The 17716-nt window shown below is 70.7% G+C and carries 15 protein-coding genes and 2 pseudogenes; 8 read left to right on the forward strand and 9 right to left on the reverse strand.

Features of this window, described 5'->3' with window-relative positions; genetic code table 11:
• Positions 1-57: 57 nt before the first annotated feature.
• From araD to ADK57_RS50315, 6 genes are all read right to left on the reverse strand, one after another.
• Positions 58-1803: an L-arabinonate dehydratase gene (gene araD, locus ADK57_RS44745; RefSeq protein WP_053755524.1), complete on the reverse strand. Its 1746-nt coding sequence runs from the start codon at positions 1801-1803 to the stop codon at positions 58-60.
• Positions 1800-2708: a dihydrodipicolinate synthase family protein gene (locus ADK57_RS44750; RefSeq protein ID WP_053755525.1), complete on the reverse strand. Its 909-nt coding sequence runs from the start codon at positions 2706-2708 to the stop codon at positions 1800-1802. Before ADK57_RS44750 ends, araD begins: the two co-directional genes overlap by 4 nt.
• Positions 2705-3373 (reverse strand): GntR family transcriptional regulator, encoded by a 669-nt coding sequence (locus ADK57_RS44755; protein WP_107091800.1) that lies wholly within the window; start codon positions 3371-3373, stop codon positions 2705-2707. The genes ADK57_RS44750 and ADK57_RS44755 overlap by 4 nt, the downstream gene beginning before the upstream one ends.
• A 147-nt stretch (positions 3374-3520) precedes the next feature.
• Positions 3521-4273 carry an MBL fold metallo-hydrolase gene (locus ADK57_RS44760; protein WP_053755527.1) on the reverse strand — a complete coding sequence of 251 codons (753 nt, stop codon included), beginning with the start codon at positions 4271-4273 and terminating at the stop codon, positions 3521-3523.
• A gap of 39 nt (positions 4274-4312) precedes the next feature.
• Positions 4313-4906 carry a TIGR03086 family metal-binding protein gene (locus ADK57_RS44765; protein WP_053755528.1) on the reverse strand — a complete coding sequence of 198 codons (594 nt, stop codon included), beginning with the start codon at positions 4904-4906 and terminating at the stop codon, positions 4313-4315.
• 60 nt (positions 4907-4966) lie between these two features.
• A complete protein-coding gene (locus tag ADK57_RS50315) occupies positions 4967-5146 on the reverse strand; it encodes a hypothetical protein (RefSeq protein WP_159050244.1) in 180 nt (59 codons plus the stop codon).
• Between the two features lie 35 nt (positions 5147-5181).
• Between ADK57_RS50315 and ADK57_RS44770 the strand changes: the two genes are divergently transcribed.
• Positions 5182-5373, forward strand: coding sequence for a hypothetical protein (locus ADK57_RS44770; protein WP_053755529.1), 192 nt, complete (start codon positions 5182-5184; stop codon positions 5371-5373).
• 83 nt (positions 5374-5456) lie between these two features.
• Here ADK57_RS44770 and ADK57_RS44775 read toward each other — a convergent pair whose 3' ends face one another.
• Both ADK57_RS44775 and ADK57_RS44780 read right to left on the reverse strand, forming a co-directional pair.
• Positions 5457-6620 (reverse strand): hypothetical protein, encoded by a 1164-nt coding sequence (locus ADK57_RS44775; RefSeq protein WP_053755530.1) that lies wholly within the window; start codon positions 6618-6620, stop codon positions 5457-5459.
• A 97-nt stretch (positions 6621-6717) separates the two neighbouring features.
• Complete coding sequence (locus ADK57_RS44780) at positions 6718-7659, reverse strand: 5-dehydro-4-deoxyglucarate dehydratase (protein ID WP_053755531.1); 942 nt, start codon at positions 7657-7659, stop codon at positions 6718-6720.
• Between the two features lie 241 nt (positions 7660-7900).
• Between ADK57_RS44780 and ADK57_RS44785 the strand changes: the two genes are divergently transcribed.
• From ADK57_RS44785 to ADK57_RS44810, 6 genes and pseudogenes are all read left to right on the forward strand, one after another.
• Entirely contained in the window at positions 7901-8710 is an 810-nt protein-coding gene (locus tag ADK57_RS44785) for an NAD-dependent epimerase/dehydratase family protein (RefSeq protein ID WP_053755532.1), read from the forward strand.
• Positions 8711-8998: 288 nt separating this feature from the next.
• Entirely contained in the window at positions 8999-9775 is a 777-nt protein-coding gene (locus tag ADK57_RS44790) for a DeoR/GlpR family DNA-binding transcription regulator (protein WP_053755533.1), read from the forward strand.
• A gap of 79 nt (positions 9776-9854) precedes the next feature.
• Positions 9855-11225, forward strand: a complete 1371-nt coding sequence (locus tag ADK57_RS44795) for an ABC transporter substrate-binding protein (protein ID WP_053755534.1) — start codon at positions 9855-9857, stop codon at positions 11223-11225.
• Positions 11222-12160 (forward strand): carbohydrate ABC transporter permease, encoded by a 939-nt coding sequence (locus ADK57_RS44800; protein WP_053755535.1) that lies wholly within the window; start codon positions 11222-11224, stop codon positions 12158-12160. Before ADK57_RS44795 ends, ADK57_RS44800 begins: the two co-directional genes overlap by 4 nt.
• On the forward strand, positions 12157-13002 hold the full coding sequence (locus tag ADK57_RS44805; protein ID WP_053755536.1) for a carbohydrate ABC transporter permease: 846 nt from the start codon (positions 12157-12159) through the stop codon (positions 13000-13002). The genes ADK57_RS44800 and ADK57_RS44805 overlap by 4 nt, the downstream gene beginning before the upstream one ends.
• Positions 12999-13989, forward strand: a pseudogene (locus ADK57_RS44810) (zinc-dependent alcohol dehydrogenase family protein). Before ADK57_RS44805 ends, ADK57_RS44810 begins: the two are co-directional and overlap by 4 nt.
• 401 nt (positions 13990-14390) lie before the next feature.
• On the opposite strand, the pseudogene ADK57_RS48580 reads toward ADK57_RS44810, so the two are convergent.
• Positions 14391-14834: pseudogene (locus tag ADK57_RS48580) on the reverse strand (hypothetical protein); the annotation flags it as partial.
• Positions 14835-15386: 552 nt separating this feature from the next.
• Between ADK57_RS48580 and ADK57_RS44820 the strand changes: the two are divergent.
• On the forward strand, positions 15387-17666 hold the full coding sequence (locus ADK57_RS44820; protein ID WP_053755538.1) for a peptidoglycan recognition protein: 2280 nt from the start codon (positions 15387-15389) through the stop codon (positions 17664-17666).
• The last annotated feature ends 50 nt before the right edge of the window (positions 17667-17716 follow it).

A 17716-nucleotide genomic window follows, 5' to 3' on the forward strand; every position in this document is an offset into this window, starting at 1 on the left:
GAAGCGCTTTCTCTCGTGGCGCGGTTCGTTCTTGGCCTTGAATGGCGGTACGGCGGTTCAGCCCGCGTACGGGTCCTGCACCTTGCCCGGGCGGGCCAGGAACTCGAAGTCGCAGCCCGTGTCGGCCTGGGTGATCTGTTCGTTGTAGAGCGCGCCGTAGCCGCGCTCGTAACGCACCGGCGGCGGCGTCCACTCGGCCCGCCTGCGCTCCAACTCCTCGTCGTCCACGTTGAGTTGAAGGGCACGGGCCTCGACGTCGAGGGTGATGCTGTCGCCGGTCCGTACGAGGGCCAGCGGTCCGCCGATGTACGACTCGGGCGCCACGTGCAGCACGCACGCGCCGTAACTCGTGCCGCTCATCCGGGCGTCGGAGATCCGGACCATGTCCCGCACGCCCTGCCTGAGCAGGTGGTCGGGGATGGGCAGCATGCCGTACTCGGGCATGCCCGGACCGCCCTTGGGCCCGGCGTTGCGCAGCACCAGCACGCTGTCGGCGGTGATGTTCAGCGACGGGTCGTTGATGGTCCGCTGCATGGTCCGGTAGTCGTCGAAGACGACCGCCGGACCGGTGTGCTTGAGCAGGTGCGGCTCGGCGGAGATGTGCTTGATGACCGCACCGTCCGGGCAGAGGTTGCCGCGCAGGACGGCGACCCCGCCCTCGTCGGCGACCGGGTTGTCCCGGGGTCGGATGACGTCGTCGTTGTGCACCTGCGCGCCGGTGATCTGCTCGCGCATGGTGTCGTACGAGACGGTCGGCCGCTCCAGGTGGAGCAGGTCCGGGATCCGGGAGAGGAACCCGGGCAGACCTCCGGCGAAGTGGAAGTCCTCCATGAGGTACGTCTGTCCGCCGGGCCGTACGTTGGCGAGCACCGGGACCGTGCGGGCGATGCGGTCGAAGTCGTCGAGGGTGAGCTTGACGCCCGCCCGGCCCGCCATGGCGATCAGGTGGATCACGGCGTTGGTGGAGCCGCCGAGGCCGAGGACGGTGGTGACCGCGTCCTCGAAGGCGTCACGGGTGAGGATCTGGCTCAGCTTCCGGTCTTTGTGGACCAGTTCGACGATCCTGAGGCCCGCGGCGGCGGCCATCCGGTCGTGCCCGGAGTCGACGGCCGGGATGCTGGAGGCGCCCGGCACCGTGACGCCGAGGGCCTCGGCGGCGGCGGTCAGGGTGGACGCCGTACCCATCGTCATGCAGTGGCCGGGCGAGCGGGCGAGGCCGGACTCCAGTTCGGTCATCTCGCAGTCGCCGATGAGGCCGGCCCGCTTGTCGTCCCAGTACTTCCACATGTCGGTGCCGGAACCGAGGACCTCGTTGCGCCAGTGCCCCGGCAGCATGGGCCCGGCGGGCACGAAGACGGCGGGCAGGTCGACGGTCGCGGCCCCCATGAGCAGGGCGGGCGTCGACTTGTCGCAGCCGCCCATCAGCACGGCGCCGTCGACCGGATACGACCGCAGCAGCTCCTCGGTCTCCATCGCGAGCATGTTGCGGTAGAGCATCGGGGTCGGCTTCTGGAAGGTCTCGGAGAGGGTGGAGACCGGGAATTCGAGCGGGAAACCCCCGGCCTGCCACACCCCCCGCTTCACGGCCTGCGCACGGTCCCTCAGGTGCACATGGCAGGGGTTGATGTCGGACCAGGTGTTGAGGATCGCGATGACCGGCTTGCCGAGGTGCTCCTCGGGCAGGTAGCCGAGCTGGCGGGTGCGGGCGCGGTGGCTGAAGGAACGCAGCCCCGACGAGACGCCGCTGCCGTACCACTGGTGGCTTCTGAGGTCCTCGGGGCGCTTTCCGGTCGGCCCGTTCACATGGACCACCCGGCGGCTATGGCGGCGACTTCCGCCCGTTCGTCCTCGGGCAGGTGCCTGCTGGGCGGTCGCACCTCGCGACGGCACAGGCCGAGGGAGGCGAGGGCCTCCTTGACGACGGTGACGTTGTTGGCGGAGCCGTTGGCCGCTCGGAGTTCCTCGAAGCGGCGGATCTGCTCCCAGACCTTCATGGCGGCCGGGAAGTCGCCGGATCGAAGCGCTTCGATCATGTTCAGCGAAACGGACGGGGCGACGTTCACGAGCCCCGAGGTGAAGCCGGTGGCGCCCGCGGAGAAGTACGAGGGGGCGTACGGCTCGGCGAGACCGGCCACCCAGACGAAGCGGTCCAGGCCTGCGTCGCGGGCGAACGCCGCGAACCTGGCCGCGTCCGGGACGGCGTACTTCACGCCGATCACGTTCGGGCAGTCGTCGGCGAGTTGGGCGAGGCGTACGCCGTGCAGCTGGGCGTTGCGGATGTACGGGACGACGCCGAGCTCGGGCACGGCCTCGGCGATCGCGCGGTGGTAGTCGACCCAGCCGCTCTGCGAGACGTACGGGTGGACCGGCTGGTGGACCATCACCATCTGGGCGCCGAGCTCACGGGCGTGCCGTGCGGAGGCGATGGCGGTCGGCACGTCGTGCCCGACCCCGACGAGGATCACGCCGCGGTCGCCGGTCTCGTCGATGGTCCACTCGGTGACGAGCTGCCGCTCCTGGGGGGTGAGGGCGTAGAACTCCCCGGTGTTGCCGTTGGGGGTGAGGGTCCTGACCCCTCCGTCGAGGAGACGACGCAGCAGGGCCCGGTGGGTGTCCTGGTCGATCGTGCCGTCCTCGGCGAACGGTGTCACCGGGATCGCCACCACGTCGGCCAGGGCCGTCCGCTGGGTCTCGAACGTCGCTGTCATGCCTGACCGTCCTCTCCCTGGGCCCCGGACTCCTCTTGCGGAAAGGCCCGTTGCACGAACGACCCGATGTGTGCGTGAAGGGCGCGTGCCGCTCCGTCGGCGTCACCGGCGAGGGCGAGCCGCAGGATCTCCCGGTGCTCGCCGGCCTCCCGCTCCCAGGACGGCGAGGCCGCCCAGGCGACGGCGGAGACAAGGGCCGCCTGGTCGCGGACCTCGTCGAGCATCCGGCCGAGCAGCGGGTTGCCGCACGGCAGGTAGAGGGCGCGGTGGAACTCACGGTTGGCCAGGGAGCGTTCGGCGGTGTCGGTGGCCTCGTCGGCCCTGGTCAGCGCGGACCGGGCGGCGTCCAGGGACGCCCCCCGCTGCACGGCACGCCTCAACGCCTCGGGCTCCAGGAGCAGCCGGACGTCGTAGACCTCGCGCGCCATGTCCGCGTCCACCATGCGCACCGTGACGCCCTTGTACTGGCTCATCACGACCAGGCCGGTGCCGGCCAGGGTCTTGAGCGCCTCGCGCACCGGGGTCTTGGACACCCCGAACTGTGCGGCGATCTCGGTCTCGACCAGAGCCTGCCCGGGCGTCAACTGCCCGGTGAGGATGCGGTGTTTGATCCCTTCCAGCACGTACTGCGTGCGGGAGGGGATCGGGGTGGGCACAGAGGTCATGCGCGCCTCTCGGATCTCGCGTATCGGATCTCACGTATCGCGTCTCATATATGACGTACGAAGTACGACGGGTTGAAGGTAGGAGGGGGCATGTGTTTCGTCAATGCTTCTGACAAAGGAAGTTGACGTTGCGGCAAAGACCGCCGGTCAGACGGTCCGGGTCTCCCCGACGCGGGCGAAGGCGGTCGGCCCGCCGAAGACGGAGGCGGCACGGGCGGTCGCCTCCGCCGGGGTGAGCGTGGGCCCCACATGCGTGACGAGCAGCCGGCGTACGCCGGCCGCGCGGGCCACCTCGCCGGCGTCCTCAGGGGTCAGATGAACCTGTTCGCCTTCGCGATGCGCGTCGATGTCGGCCTCGCAGAGGAACAGGTCGGCGTCGAGGGCGAGTTCGGTCAGCGCGGCACAGGGACCGGTGTCGCCGGAGTAGGCGAGGGTGCGTTGGCCGGTTTCGGCACGCAGGCCGTAGGCCTCGACATCGTGCTTGGTTTTGTGCGCGGTGAGGAGCAGTTCGCCGTGCCTGGCGCTATGGCCGTCGTACAGGGTCCGGAAGTCGAAGATGCCGCTCAGGAACCCCGCGTCCGGCCGCCCGAAGAACCCGGCGAGGCGCTGCGCGCAGCCGGCCGGGGCGTAGACGGGGATGGGGGCGGCCGGGGTGAGCCCGCCGTAGGCCAGGCCGTACACGGCGGAGAGCAGATCGGCGTTGTGGTCGGCGTGCAGATGCGAGATCCAGATCGCGCCGAGCCGTGCCGGATCGGTGTGCCGCTGCAACTGAGCGAAGGTCCCCGGCCCGGCGTCCACCCACACCTCGGCACCGCCACCGCGCACCAGATGGCCGGAGCAGGGCCGGTCCGGCAGCGGGTGCGGGGAGGCGGTGCCGAGGACGGTGAGGGTGAGGGGCATGCGGGGAGCGTAGTTCGCCCCGGGCCGCACGCCGATCGATCACGGCTTCGGCGTCCACCCCGGATCCCGCCCGCTCAACCCCACCGCCCGGTCGAGCAGCGAGGCCTCCACGGGCACCGGGACGACGGGGCCGAAGATGCCGCCTCCGCGGTCCGGGTCCTCGGCGGCCATGAGGAGGAAGTCGTACGACGCCTGCAGCGCGGCGGGGTCCGGGGCGTACGGCTGCCCGGTCGCGCGGGCCAGGTCCCAGCCATGGATGACCAGCTCGTCCACCGCGACCGCGGCGGCGACCGCGCCCGGCAGGTCCACGCCGCCCGCGCGGGTCATGCCGGTCCAGGCGGCCGGGTCACGCCAGGCCTCGGCCAGTTCGTCGAGGACCTTGGGCAGCTCCTCGCGCCAGCCGGGGGCGATGTCGGGCACGGCGGCCTCCGGGCTGGTGTCGGTCGTGACGCCCAGGTCCTTGCGGCCGGCGTCACGGAAGGCGACGGCCAGGCCGGCCAGGTGTCCCAGCAGGTTGCGCACGGCCATCTCCGGGCACGGTGTCGCGTCCCCGAGCTGCGCGTCGAACACGCCCTCCGCGAGGCGGGCGACGATCCGTGTCTGCGGTCCGAGGTCGAGGGTTGTCGGGGTCATGTGCTGCTCCTCCGGGGTGCGGACTCTTCTCATGGGGTGGACCGCCCGCACCCCGAAAACTCATCGCACGCCGGCCTCGACCCGTGCCGCGCGGACGAGCTCGGCCGGCGTCCGCCCCAACCCGGACAGCCCGGACAGCCCGGACAGCCCGGACAGCCCGGACAGCCCGGACAGCCCGGACAGCACAAGGCGATCACCGGGTCGCAGATCGCGCAACCCGGGGAGGAGGGGAGGAGCCATGGGCGAAGGGAACGACCGCGTTGCCGGCTCGCCATATGAGCCCCCACCCGGCCGGTCCCCTGCTCGGCACGCTCGCCGACCGCACCCGCCGCAAGCCCCTGCTGATCACGATCGAGCTGTTGCCGGCCGCCCTGCTCCTCACGCTGTTCGCCGGCGACTCCCCGGGCCGTCCGTGGCTCCTCTTCTGCGTCCTGTTCGGTGTACGGCGCAGCCCCCGTCGCCCATGACGCGGCCAAGTCGGCGCCGGCCGCCGCAGTCGGCCCGGCGCCGCTCGGCGGCTTCAACGGGCTCAGGACGACGGCGGTCGAGGTCAGAGCTCGCCGAGCCCCTTGCGTACGGCCGCCAGGTCGTCGTCCGACGCCAGCCCCGCGTGATACAGCCGAAGTTCCGTTGCACCGAGCTCCCGGGCCCGCGCGGCGTCCGCCCCGACCGTGCCCGGGCTGCCGCCCATGCCCGAGACCACACCGAAGTTGGCGGCGACGACGGCGTCCTCCCGCCGCTGCTGTGCGAAGGGCGTCAGCAGACCGGGGCCGCCCGCGCAGGGCACGACCACGCCGTCCGCGACGGACAGGATGTGCCCGGGATCCACTCCCGGGTTGGCCCCGACGTGGTAGGTCACGGGGTCCGCGTGCAGCAGCACCTGGAAGCCCTCGGGAGCGGCGGCGCGGACCGCGGCGACGGCCGTCTCCTGGAGCGTGCGGGCGGTGTCGTCGCGCCACGCGCGCGTGGCGGCGGCCGTCTCCTCCCCGAGGAGCTTCTCGACTCCCGCCCAGCCTCCCTCGTCGGGCGCCCCCTGCCACACCGGTTCCAGCGCGTCCCGCACGGCGGACGCCAACGCGTCGGCGTCCAGGCCCTGTCGGCCGTATCCGTCCCGGCAGGCCGGGCAGAAGCAGAGTGCCATCAGGTACTGTCCGGCGTCCCCGAGACCGACCCCGCCGGTCTTGTCGTGGGCGTGCAGGTGCTGGAGGCCGTACCAGCCGAGGGACTCCAGCTCGGTGCCGCGGGCCCCCGGCCGTACGGCCGCCTCGGCGGCCAGGTCGACGAGGTACGCGCGCGTGGCGGGCTGCGCGATGCAGGGGGCCCACGGGTAGCGGTCGCCGTAGGCGTTGACGACCGAGGTGTCCGGGTGGTCGGCGCCCAGGCGGGAGTTGTGCGCGAGGACGACCCAGGTGTGCACCTCCAGGCCGGCGTCCGCAAGCGCGGTGGCCGCCTCGCCGAAGGCGTCCCCGGGGGCCCAGTCGCCGGCGGCGTACGGGCGCAGTTCCCGCCCCTGCCAGCGGTCGTCCGTGGGGTACAGCACGGCCGCGTGCTCCGCGGTGACGATGCGGTGGCGCGGGTGGCGGGGGGTCAGGGCGCGGGTGGAGTGGTAGGCGGCGGCAAGGGTCGCCTGTTGCACGCCGAGCGCGGCGATGCGGCCCGCGGCGTCCGGGTCCCCGTTGACGTCCCAGGGGTAGACGAACGTAGACGTCTTCACTTGTCCTCCGCCTTCACGTGCCTGTCCTGCGCCTTCACATGCTTGTCCTGCGCCTTCACGTGCTTGTCCTCGGCCTTCGGGTGCTCGCTCTCCGCGTTCACTTGCCCTCGTCCAGCAGCGCATACCCGCGCTCGATCACCTGAGCGAGCTGCTTGACATGATCCTCGCTCGGCTCGTGCAGCGGGGGCCGCACCTCCCCCACGTCGAGTCCGCGCAGCCGTACGCCGGCCTTGACGAGGGCGACGGCGTAGCCGCGGCCCTGGGCGCGCAGTTCGACGAAGGGCCGGTAGAAGCCGTCGAGGAGCCGGTGGGCGGTGGTGTCGTCGCCGGTTCTGTGGGCCTCGTAGAAGGCGAGGGCGATCTCGGGCGCGAAGCAGAAGACGGCGGAGGAGTAGAGGGTGACACCGAGGCCGCGGTAGGCGAGCTGGGTCTGCTCGGCGGTCGGCAGTCCGTTGAAGTAGAGGAAGTCGCCGTGGACCTCGGTGCGGACGGCGCTCACGATCCGCTGCATCAGGTCCAGGTCGCCGAGCCCGTCCTTGAAGCCGATGATCCCGTCGGTACGGGCCAGTTCGACGACGGTCTCCGGGGTGAACACGGCGTTGTCGCGCTGATAGACGATCACCGGCAGCGGGGTCGCCGCGGCCACCTCCCGGTAGTGCCGCAGCAGCCCCTCCTGCCCGGCAATCACGAGGTACGGCGGCATGGCGAGCAGCCCGTCCGCCCCGGCCGCCTCGGCGAGCCGCGCGTACCGCACGGCGAGCGCGGTGCCGTAGCCGACGCCCGCGACGACCGGCACCCGGCCCGCGGTCTCCTCCACGGCGGCCCGCACACACGCCTCGAACTCCTCGGGCACCAGCGCGTGGAACTCCCCGGTGCCGCAGCACGCGAAGACGGCGGCGGCTCCGGCCTCCACCCCGCGGCGCACATGCGCGCGGTAGACGTCGAGGTCGACGGAGCCGTCGGGGCCATAGGCGGTGACGGGGAAGAACAGAGGCCCGCCGGGGATGCCGAGTCGAGCGGCGAGGGGGGCTGACGTCACGGGCTCTCCCTAGAACAGCGCTCACGCTTATGATTTGCATCCATATTTATGAACGCCTCCACCCTAAAGAGCCCCTCCAGGGCCGGTCAAGCACACAAACCCGCGTCACAGAAGCGAATTTCCCAGGTCCGCGCCATACTTGACGGGATACGTCGACGATCCTTAGCGTGTCCACGAATGTGAATGCCGTCCACACATGCACCCACCTGCCACAGGCGGCGGACCCCAAGGAGACCCGAGGATGCCCGCTCCCCGCACCGTTCTGCTCACCGGCGCAGCCGGCGGACTCGGCTCCCTGATGCAGAACCTGCTCCCGGCCTTCGGCTACGAACTGCGCCTGCTCGACCTGCGCCCCATCCACGGCGAGCCGAACGCGATCGTCGCGGACCTCGCCGACAAGGACGCGGTGCGCGAGGCCGTGCGGGGCGTCGACGCGATCATCCATCTCGCGGGCATCTCCCTGGAAGCCCCCTTCGAGAAGATCCTCGGCGCGAACATCGTGGGCACGTACAACCTGTACGAGGCCGCCCGCGAGGAGGGCATCGAGCGGATCGTCTTCGCCTCCTCCAACCACGCGGTCGGCTTCACCCCGCGCCCCCAGGGCGACGACCCCTTGATCCCGATCGACACCCCGCACCGCCCGGACACCTTCTACGGCCTGTCCAAGTCCTTCGGCGAGGACCTCGCGCAGTTCTACTGGGACAAGCACGGCATCGAGACGGTCTCCGTCCGCATCGGCTCCTGCTTCCCCGAGCCGACCAGCGTGCGCATGCTCTCGGTGTGGATGAGCCCCGCCGACGGCGCCCGTCTCTTCCACGCGGCGCTGACCGCCGAGGGCGTGGGGCACACCGTCGTCTACGGCTCCTCCGCCAACACCCGGCTGTGGTGGGACCTGACCACCGCGCGGGCGCTCGGCTACGACCCGCAGGACGACTCCGAGCCGTATGCCGAGAAGCTGATCGCCGAGCAGGGCGAGCTGGACCCGGAGAACGTGGCGCACGCCTGCCTCGGAGGTCACTTCGTGAGCGACCCGCCGATCTGGCCGTACTAGTACTTGTAAGCAGCACACGACTGGCACTCGGCAACAGCAGGGCGGCGGGCGGGCACCGAACGGGCCCGCCCGCCGCCCTGTTCGGGCACCCGCGCTGCCCGATCCCACGCGCCGCCGCGCAGGCACGCAGGTCCACGGCGGGCCTGCGTCGCCGCAAACGGGCACACCCGGGCAGTATCGGGCCCGCAACAGACCTGGTCAGTGCCGCACAGCCGCTGTAGAACTTCCCCCATGGGCCGCACAGGGCCCGAACGGGCAAGGCGGCGGTACGGAGGCAGGGTGTCGGCCATGAGCATCAGGACGGCAGAGGAGCGCCAGCGGGAGATCGTGCGGGCCGCGCGTGCCACCGGCTCGGTCGATGTCACCGCGCTCGCCGCCGAGCTGGGCGTGGCCAAGGAGACCGTACGGCGGGATCTGCGCGCCCTGGAGGACCACGGCCTGGTCCGCCGCACCCACGGCGGCGCCTATCCCGTGGAGAGCGCCGGGTTCGAGACGACGCTCGCGTTCCGCGCCACCAGCCACGTTCCCGAGAAGCGCCGGATCGCGGCCTCCGCGGCCGAGCTGCTGGGGGACGCCGAGACGGTCTTCGTCGACGAGGGCTTCACCCCGCAGCTCATCGCCGAGGCACTGCCCAGAGACCGGCCGCTGACCGTGGTCACCGCGTCCCTGCCGGTCGCGGGTGCGCTGGCCGAGGCCGAGGCCGACGGGATCTCCGTGCTGCTGCTGGGCGGTCGGGTCCGCTCCGGCACCCTCGCCACCGTCGACCACTGGACGACGAAGATGCTGGCCGGCTTCGTCGTCGACCTCGCTTACATCGGCGCCAACGGCATCTCTCGCGAACACGGCCTGACCACGCCCGACCCCGCGGTCAGCGAGGTCAAGGCGCAGGCGATCCGAGCCGCGCGCCGTACGGTGTTCGCGGGCGTGCACACCAAGTTCGGCGCGGTCAGTTTCTGCCGGTTCGCCGAGATCGGCACACTGGAGGCGATCGTGACGAGCACCCTCCTTCCGACGGCCGAGGCCCACCGCTACTCACTGCTGGGCCCACAGGTCATCCGCGTCTGAAAAACCGGCTTACTCCCCTTGCAGGGCACTTCCGCACCCGGCGGCGCCCCTTATCCACCCATACGTCCAGGAGCGATCCATGCGAACCCAGAGCCGACGGCGGCCACCGCGAGCCACGCTCGCCATGGCCGCCGCAGGGACGCTGCTCGCCCCGCTGCTCTCCGGCTGTTGGGTCGGAGCAGGCGGGTCCGGTTCCGGCGGCAACTCCATCAATGTCCTGATGGTCAACAACCCCCAGATGACAGAGCTGCAAAAGCTCGCCCCCCGCTTCACCGAAGAGACCGGCATCAAGGTCAACTTCACGGTCCTCCCCGAGAACGACGTCCGCGACAAGATCAGCCAGGACTTCGCCAACCAGGCGGGCCAGTACGACGTGGCGACGCTCTCCAACTACGAGATCCCGATCTACGCCCGCAACGGCTGGCTGCGCGAGATGAACTCCTACGTCGCCAAGGACCCGGCGTACGACGAGCAGGACGTCCTCAAGCCGATGCGCCAGTCCCTGACCGGCGACGACGGCAAGCTCTACGGCCAGCCCTTCTACGGCGAGTCGTCCTTCCTGATGTACCGCAAGGACGTGTTCGAGAAGGAGGGCCTGACGATGCCCGCGCACCCCACCTGGACCCAGGTCGCGGACCTGGCCGCGAAGGTGGACGGGGCCGAGCCGGGCATGAACGGCATCTGTCTGCGCGGCCTGCCGGGCTGGGGCGAGGTGATGGCGCCCCTGACGACCGTCGTGAACACCTTCGGCGGCACCTGGTTCGACAAGGGCTGGAAGGCACGGCTGAACTCCCCCGCGTTCGAAAAGGCGGTGAAGTTCTATGTCGACCTGGTGCGCGAGCACGGAGAGTCCGGCGCCGCCCAGTCCGGCTTCGCCGAGTGCCTCAACAACATGACCCAGGGCAAGGTCGCCATGTGGTACGACGCCACCTCCGCAGCCGGTTCCCTGGAGGCGTCGAACTCCCCCGTCAAGGGCAAGCTCGGCTACGCCCCCGCCCCGGTCGAGAAGACGCATTCCTCCGGCTGGCTCTACACCTGGGCCTGGGGCATCCAGGACGCGTCCCGCAACCCCGACAAGGCCTGGAAGTTCGTCTCCTGGGCGTCCGGCAAGCAGTACGAGCAGCTGGTCGGCGACGAGATCGGCTGGTCCAACGTGCCCGCCGGCAAGCGCGCGTCGACGTACACGAACCCCGCCTACGTCAAGGAGGCCGCCGCCTTCCAGGAGATGACCAAGGAGGCCATCGAGGGCGCCCGGCCGGGCGACCCCGGCGTGCAGCCGCGCCCCGCGCCCGGCATCCAGTTCGTCGGCATCCCCGAGTTCACCGACCTCGGCACCAAGGTCTCCCAGGAGATCAGCGCGGCCATCGCCGGACGCCAGTCCGTCGACGCGGCCCTGAACAAGTCCCAGCAGCTCGCCGAGCGGATCTCCGAGGAGTACGAGGGACGATGACCGCGACGACCACGGCTCCGGCAGCCACCACTCCCGCACACACCGCGCGGCCGCCCTCCGACCGCCTGCGCGCCTGGGCCACCCGGGGACCGCTGCTCCCGGCCCTCATCTTCATGATCGCCGTGACCCAGCTCCCGTTCGTGGCCACGGTGGTGATCTCCTTCTTCGACTGGAACTCCCTCTATCCCAAGGCCCGCCGGTTCACCGGCTTCGACAACTACCAGCAGGTGCTGAGCGACGCCGACCTGCGGCAGTCGGTGTGGACGACGGTCCTGCTGACGGTGACGGTGGTGCTGGGCAGCCTGGTGCTGGGCCTGGCCCTGGCACTGCTCCTGGACCGGAAGTTCCGGGGCCGGGGCGTGGTCCGCACGCTGCTGATCGCCCCCTTCCTGGTGGTACCGGTGGCAGCGGCACTGCTCTGGAAACATGTGCTCTACAACCCCGAATACGGCCTGCTCAATGGGCTGTTGCACTATGTGGGCGGCCCACAGCCCGACTGGATCTCCAACACCCCGCTGCTCGCGGTCGAGGCCTCCCTGGTGTGGCAGTGGACGCCGTTCATGATGCTCATCCTGCTGGCGGGCCTGCAGAGCCGCGACCAGCAGCAGATGGAAGCGGCACGGGTGGACGGCGCGAGCGACTGGCAGATCTTCCGCTACCTCACCCTCCCGCACCTGCGCCGCTACCTCGAACTCGGCGCCCTGCTGGGCTCGATCTACATCGTCCAGAACTTCGACGCGGTGTTCACCATCACCTCGGGCGGTCTGGGCACGGCGAACCTCCCCTACACCGTCTACCAGAGCTTCTACCAGGCCCACGAGAACGGCCTCGCCTCGGCCGCGGGCGTCCTGGTGGTCATCGGCTCGATCATCATCGCGACCTTCGCGCTGCGCGTGGTGTCGTCCCTGTTCCGAGAGGAGGTGGGTCGGGCATGAGCAACATCGCCGTACTTCGTGGCCGTCGCAAGGGTGCGGGACTCGGCCTGGTGGCCTGGCTGGCCGGGATCGTGTTCTTCCTGCCCATCGCGTGGATGGCCCTGACCTCCTTCCACTCGGAGGCGGACGCGGCCACCAACCCGCCGTCCTTCACCGCCGCCCTGACCCTGGACGGCTACCGCGAGTTCTTCGGCACGGGCGGCGGCGCGAGCCCCTGGCCGGCGCTGATCAACTCGGTGGTGGCGTCGGTGGCATCGACGCTGTTCGTCCTGCTGCTGGCACTCCCGGCGGCGTACGCGCTGTCGATCCGCCCGGTGAAGAAGTGGACGGACGTCCTGTTCTTCTTCCTGTCGACGAAGATGCTGCCGGTGGTGGCGGGCCTGCTGCCGATCTACCTGTTCGCCAAGAACACGGGGATGCTCGACAACATCTGGCTCCTGGTCATCCTCTACACCTCCATGAACCTGCCGATCGCGGTCTGGATGATGCAGTCCTTCCTGGCCGAGGTCCCGGTGGCGATCATCGAGGCGGCCCGGGTGGACGGGGCGCGGCTGCCGACGATCCTGGCGCGCGTGGTGGCCCCGATCGCACTCCCCGGCATCGCGGCGACGGCCCTGATCTGCTTCATCTTCAGCTGGAACGAGCTGCTGTTCGCCCGAGTGCTCACCGGCGTGGTCGCCGAGACCGCCCCCGTGTTCCTGACCGGCTTCATCACCAGCCAGGGCCTGTTCCTGGCGAAGGTGTGCGCCGCGTCGCTCGTGATCTCCCTGCCGGTGCTGGCCGCGGGGTTCGCCGCCCAGGACAAGCTGGTCCAGGGCCTGTCGTTGGGAGCCGTCAAATGAAGGCCGCCGTCATCGAGTCCGTGGGCCGCGCCGTCGTCACCGAGGTCCCGGACCCGACTCCCGGGCCGCGCCAGGTCGTCGTCGAGGTCGCGGCCTGCGGGCTGTGCGGGACCGATCTGCACATCCTCCAGGGCGAGTTCGCGCCCGAGCTGCCGATCGTTCCCGGGCACGAGTTCGCGGGCGCGGTGGTCGGGGTCGGCACCCGGGTCACGGAGGTGTCGGTGGGCGACCGGGTCGCGGTGGACCCCTCGCTGTACTGCTACGAGTGCCGGTACTGCCGTACGGGCCACAACAACCTCTGTGAACGGTGGGCCGCGATAGGTGTCACCACGGCGGGCGGCGCGGCGCAGTACGCGGTGGCACCGGTGGCGAACTGCGTGAAGCTGCCCGAACACGTCCGCACACAGGACGCGGCGCTGGTGGAGCCGTTGTCCTGCGCGGTGCGCGGTTACGACGTGCTCCGGTCACGGCTCGGCGCCCACGTGCTGATCTACGGCTCCGGAACGATGGGCCTGATGATGCTGGAGCTCGCCAAGCGCACCGGGGCGGCCAGCGTGGACGTGGTGGACCTGAATCCGGCGCGGCTGGAGACGGCACAGCGGCTCGGAGTCTCCGGGTCGGCGGCGAACGCGGACGAGCTGGAACGGCCGCAGGGCTGGGACGTCGTGGTCGACGCGACGGGCAATGCGGCGGCGATCCAGGACGGCCTCGACCGGGTCGCGAAGGCCGGCACCTTCCTGCAGTTCGGCGTCGCCGACTACGCGACCCGCGTGAGGATCGACCCGTACCGCATCTACAACCAGGAGATCACCATCACCGGGTCGATGGCGGGTACTGCACAGCTTCGAGCGGGCGGCCGAACTGTTCGCGAAGGAGGTGCTCGACCCCGACGTGTTCATCAGCGACCGCATCCCGCTGGAGCGGTATCCCGAGGCGCTGGAGCAGTTCGCGGCAGGGGTGGGACGGAAGATCGTGGTGGTGCCGTAGCCGGTCCTGCCCCCGACGGCGCGGCCGTCGGGCGCAGGAGGTCATATCGCCAGTGCCCCGTACAGGACGGCGCCCACCGCGGCGAAGGCCGGGCCGGCCCAGCGCGGCAGGGTTCGGCCGCGCCGTCCTGCCGCGTAGGCGAGGGCCGTTGCCGCCATCGCCGGCCACAGGATGCCGAACGCGGCGGCCGACAGGGAGAATTCGCCGCGGACGACGGCGGCGACCGCGTACCCGGCGACCGCCGCGAGGGCGACGTACGGGAGGTCCGGGCCGAACGGGTTCCAGACGGCGGACTCCGGCTCCCGGCGCCTGGCCCGGCCGGAGAGCGTGACCGAGGCGATCACCGCGGCTGCGGCGACCACGGTCCACAACACCGCGGGGACGACCAGGAGGGGACTGGGATCGAAGACGTTCGACAGCGAAGACGTGGAAGGGTCGACGGTGACGAAGCCGGCGTCCGGGGTGACCACCAGGTCGACGGACGAGCCCTTCTGCACGACCTTCAGGCCGACCTTGGCGTGGTGCGTGTGCTCACCGGACCGCTCGTCGACGGTGGCGTCCCACATCACCGGGGCAGGCATCACGGCCTGCTTCTTGTTGTTCTTGTCGGTGAACTGCACGCTGCCGTCGGCGAGTTGCTTGGCTATCAGGCCCTTGGCCTTCAGCGGCAGCGTGTAGGTGTAGCCGCCCTCGGCAGGCTGCTGCTTGATCTCGACGAACTGCTCGAAGCCGGTACGGGTGGCCTCGACGACCACGTCCGCGCCCGGAACGGCGTTGGTGTACTCGGCCCGCGTGCCGTCGAGTTGCGGCTTCGGCAGGCCGCCCTTCCACTGGAGGGTGATCTGCATCCGACAGTCGGGCGGCGACCCGCGCGGAGGCGAGGTCCGCGGCCTCTGTGACGGCCGTCTTCTTGGGGGCTTCGATGCTCTGTTCACGGGTGGCTGCCACGGCATACGCGCCGTCGAGCAGCGTCACGGCCAGGCCGGCGAGAGAGTTCCCTCCAAGTAGCGAGAGGTTCCCCCGTGCGGCCGGAGATGTCTGCGTCCGGGCGACGCAGGCTTGTGAATCACGTTTGATCCTCCGGTCTTTGTGTTCATAGATTCACCACATATGTGATGCACCCGTGAAGGCACCTTGAGTAAAAGGGTGGTAAATAGGGACAGTTGCGCTCAACGGGAGCTTTGCCATCCGGCTTCACGTCAGTGATCCATCTCGCTCTCGGCGTGTCCGCTGGACAGCGGCCGCGCCCACAGTCCGCTCTCCGGACTTCACATCAACCGCACAACCTTCCACGGGTCTCGGGAGTCTCCCCCCGGGCCGCCCCTTCTCTCTGAGCGCGGCCTGCCCCACCGACCTGGTTCCCCTCACGCCTTCACGAAGGACGGCACAAAACCACCATGGGTAGACCTCGATACGTCTGGGGTGCGGCCGCCGCGGCCGTCGCCGGGCTCTCCGCAGTACTAGTCCTCCAGGGCGCCCCCGGCGAGTCCGCCGACAGCGCGGAGGGCGACGACAAGCCGGGCCCGGTCACGACTCAGTCCCGTACGGTCGCGCTGCCGACGGCCGAACGCGGCACCCGCGCGGCTCTGAAGCAGCAGGACACCAAGCCGTTCAGCATGCTCGGCATCACCTGGGCCGACCCGTCGGTCCGGGTCACGGGCACGATCGAGGCGCGCACCCGGGCCACCGAGAGCGGACAGTGGTCCGACTGGCTGCGGCTGGAAGGCGACAGCGGGCAGGGCGAGAGCACGGCCCGGCGCGGCGGGACCGAACCGGCGTGGGTGGGGCCGTCCGACGGCGTGGAGGTGCGGGTCACCGCGGACGGCCGTACCTCCGACCGGCTTCCCGCCGGGCTGCGGCTGGACATGATCGACCCGGGCGAGAGCAGCGGGGAAGGGATGGAACCGGCGGCCTTCGCGGCCGACACGAGCGAGGCCCCGACGGCGACGGCCGACCCGAGCGAGCCCGCTCCTTCGGACACCACGGCGAGCGAGACCGCGACCACCGAGCCCGGCGATTCGTCGGCCCCGACGACGTCGGCTCCCACGACTTCGGCTCCCACGACGTCGGCTCCGGCAAGCGCCACCCCGACGGCTCCCGCGACGACACCGACGTCCGCGAGCCCGAGCGCCGCGGCGCCCACGGCCCCGCCGTCCACCGCACCCCGCCCCGCGATCACCTCGCGTGCCGGATGGGGCGCGGACGAGTCGATCAGCCCCGAGGAACCCGGCTATCTGCCGGGCGGGAAGATCAAGGCGGTGGTGGTCCACCACACCGCCGAGAGCAACGACTACACCTGCGCCGAGGCCCCGGCCGTCGTACGCGGCATCTACACGTACCACGTCAAGCACGAGGGCTGGAAGGACATCGGCTACAACTTCCTCGTCGACAAGTGCGGCACCGTCTACGAGGGCCGCAAGGGCGGCGTCGACCTGCCCGTGATGGGCGCCCACGCCTACGGCTTCAACACCGAGACCACCGGCATCTCGGTCCTCGGCACCTACACGGACGTGACGCCGAGTCAGGCCGCCCTGGTCTCGGTCGCCAAGATCGCCGCCTGGAAGCTCGGCCAGTACGGTGTCGACCCGAACGGCACCACCACCCTCACGGCGGGCGCGGCAGGCACCAACTACTTCTACAAGTCCTGGGCGCAGGGAGCGCAGTTGAGCTTCCCGACCGTCCACGGTCACCGTGACGGCTACAACACCCAGTGCCCCGGCGACTCGCTCTACGCCAAGCTGCCCACCATCCGCGGCTGGGCCGCGGGCCCTGTCACCGGCCTGACGATCAAGTCCGTCAGCGGCGGCGTCTCGGGCACGACGTACTACACCAAGGCCGGCGTCACCGTGGGCTGGGCGGCCACCACCCCGTCGTCGCTGATCTCGAAGTACGAACTGCTCGTCGACGGCAAGACCGCGGCCACGGCCGCGGGCAGCGCCACCTCGGCGAAGGCCACGCTCGCGGTGGGTTCCCACAAGGTGCAGGTGCGCGCCACGCACCAGTCGGGCAAGACCGTCACGTCCACGGCCGCCACGGTCGTCGCGGAGACGACCGCCCCGTCGTTCACCACCAAGCCGAACCTCGCCCTGCGCACCGGCACGGTGAACACCACGGCCGTTCCGCTGAAGCTGAGCTGGAAGGCGGCCGACAGCGCCGCTCTGAAGCAGGTCTCGCTGACCGCCCCGGTCGCCGCGACCTACGGCCCGACGGTGACCACCGCGAACCACACGGCCAAGTCCGGCGCGGCGACCGCCTGGTCCATGACCGCCTCCGACCAGGCGGGCAACAGCGCCACCGCGTCCGTGTCCGGCACGCCGCTCATCGTCCAGGAGACCTCGGCCGTCAGGTCGGGCACGTGGACGAGCAAGTCCTCCACCAACTACCTCGGCGGCAAGTCGTACTCCAGTTCATCGAAGAACGCCTCGCTGACCTGGACCTTCACCGGCCGTTCGGTCGCCTGGGTGGTGTCCCGGGCGGCCACCTCCGGCCAGGCGTACGTCTACGTCGACGGCACGAAGGTGACGACCGTCGACCTGAAGTCGTCGACCACGAAGTACCGCGACGCGATCTGGACCAAGAGTTGGTCCGGTAGCGCCAAGCACACCGTCAAGATCGTGGTCGTCGGCACCTCGGGACGCCCGACGGTCACCACGGACGGCATCGTGTACCTCAAGTAGGCGCCTGAACCGTCACCCGGGGGGGGAGGGCCTTTTCGTCGGGCTCGGCC

The organism is Streptomyces sp. MMG1533 (assembly GCF_001279775.1).
Taxonomy (GTDB): Bacteria; Actinomycetota; Actinomycetes; order Streptomycetales; family Streptomycetaceae; genus Streptomyces.

Bases quoted from the DNA above. Each gene is read 5' to 3' on its own strand.
- ADK57_RS44750 (WP_053755525.1), bottom strand. From the start codon at position 2,708: ATGACAGCGACGTTCGAGACCCAGCGGACGGCCCTGGCCGACGTGGTG.
- ADK57_RS44755 (WP_107091800.1), bottom strand. From the start codon at position 3,373: ATGACCTCTGTGCCCACCCCGATCCCCTCCCGCACGCAGTACGTGCTG.
- ADK57_RS44760 (WP_053755527.1), bottom strand. From the start codon at position 4,273: ATGCCCCTCACCCTCACCGTCCTCGGCACCGCCTCCCCGCACCCGCTG.
- ADK57_RS44765 (WP_053755528.1), bottom strand. From the start codon at position 4,906: ATGACCCCGACAACCCTCGACCTCGGACCGCAGACACGGATCGTCGCC.
- ADK57_RS50315 (WP_159050244.1), bottom strand. From the start codon at position 5,146: ATGGCTCCTCCCCTCCTCCCCGGGTTGCGCGATCTGCGACCCGGTGAT.
- ADK57_RS44770 (WP_053755529.1), top strand. From the start codon at position 5,182: ATGAGCCCCCACCCGGCCGGTCCCCTGCTCGGCACGCTCGCCGACCGC.
- ADK57_RS44785 (WP_053755532.1), top strand. From the start codon at position 7,901: ATGCCCGCTCCCCGCACCGTTCTGCTCACCGGCGCAGCCGGCGGACTC.
- ADK57_RS44790 (WP_053755533.1), top strand. From the start codon at position 8,999: ATGAGCATCAGGACGGCAGAGGAGCGCCAGCGGGAGATCGTGCGGGCC.
- ADK57_RS44795 (WP_053755534.1), top strand. From the start codon at position 9,855: ATGCGAACCCAGAGCCGACGGCGGCCACCGCGAGCCACGCTCGCCATG.
- ADK57_RS44800 (WP_053755535.1), top strand. From the start codon at position 11,222: ATGACCGCGACGACCACGGCTCCGGCAGCCACCACTCCCGCACACACC.
- ADK57_RS44805 (WP_053755536.1), top strand. From the start codon at position 12,157: ATGAGCAACATCGCCGTACTTCGTGGCCGTCGCAAGGGTGCGGGACTC.
- ADK57_RS44820 (WP_053755538.1), top strand. From the start codon at position 15,387: ATGGGTAGACCTCGATACGTCTGGGGTGCGGCCGCCGCGGCCGTCGCC.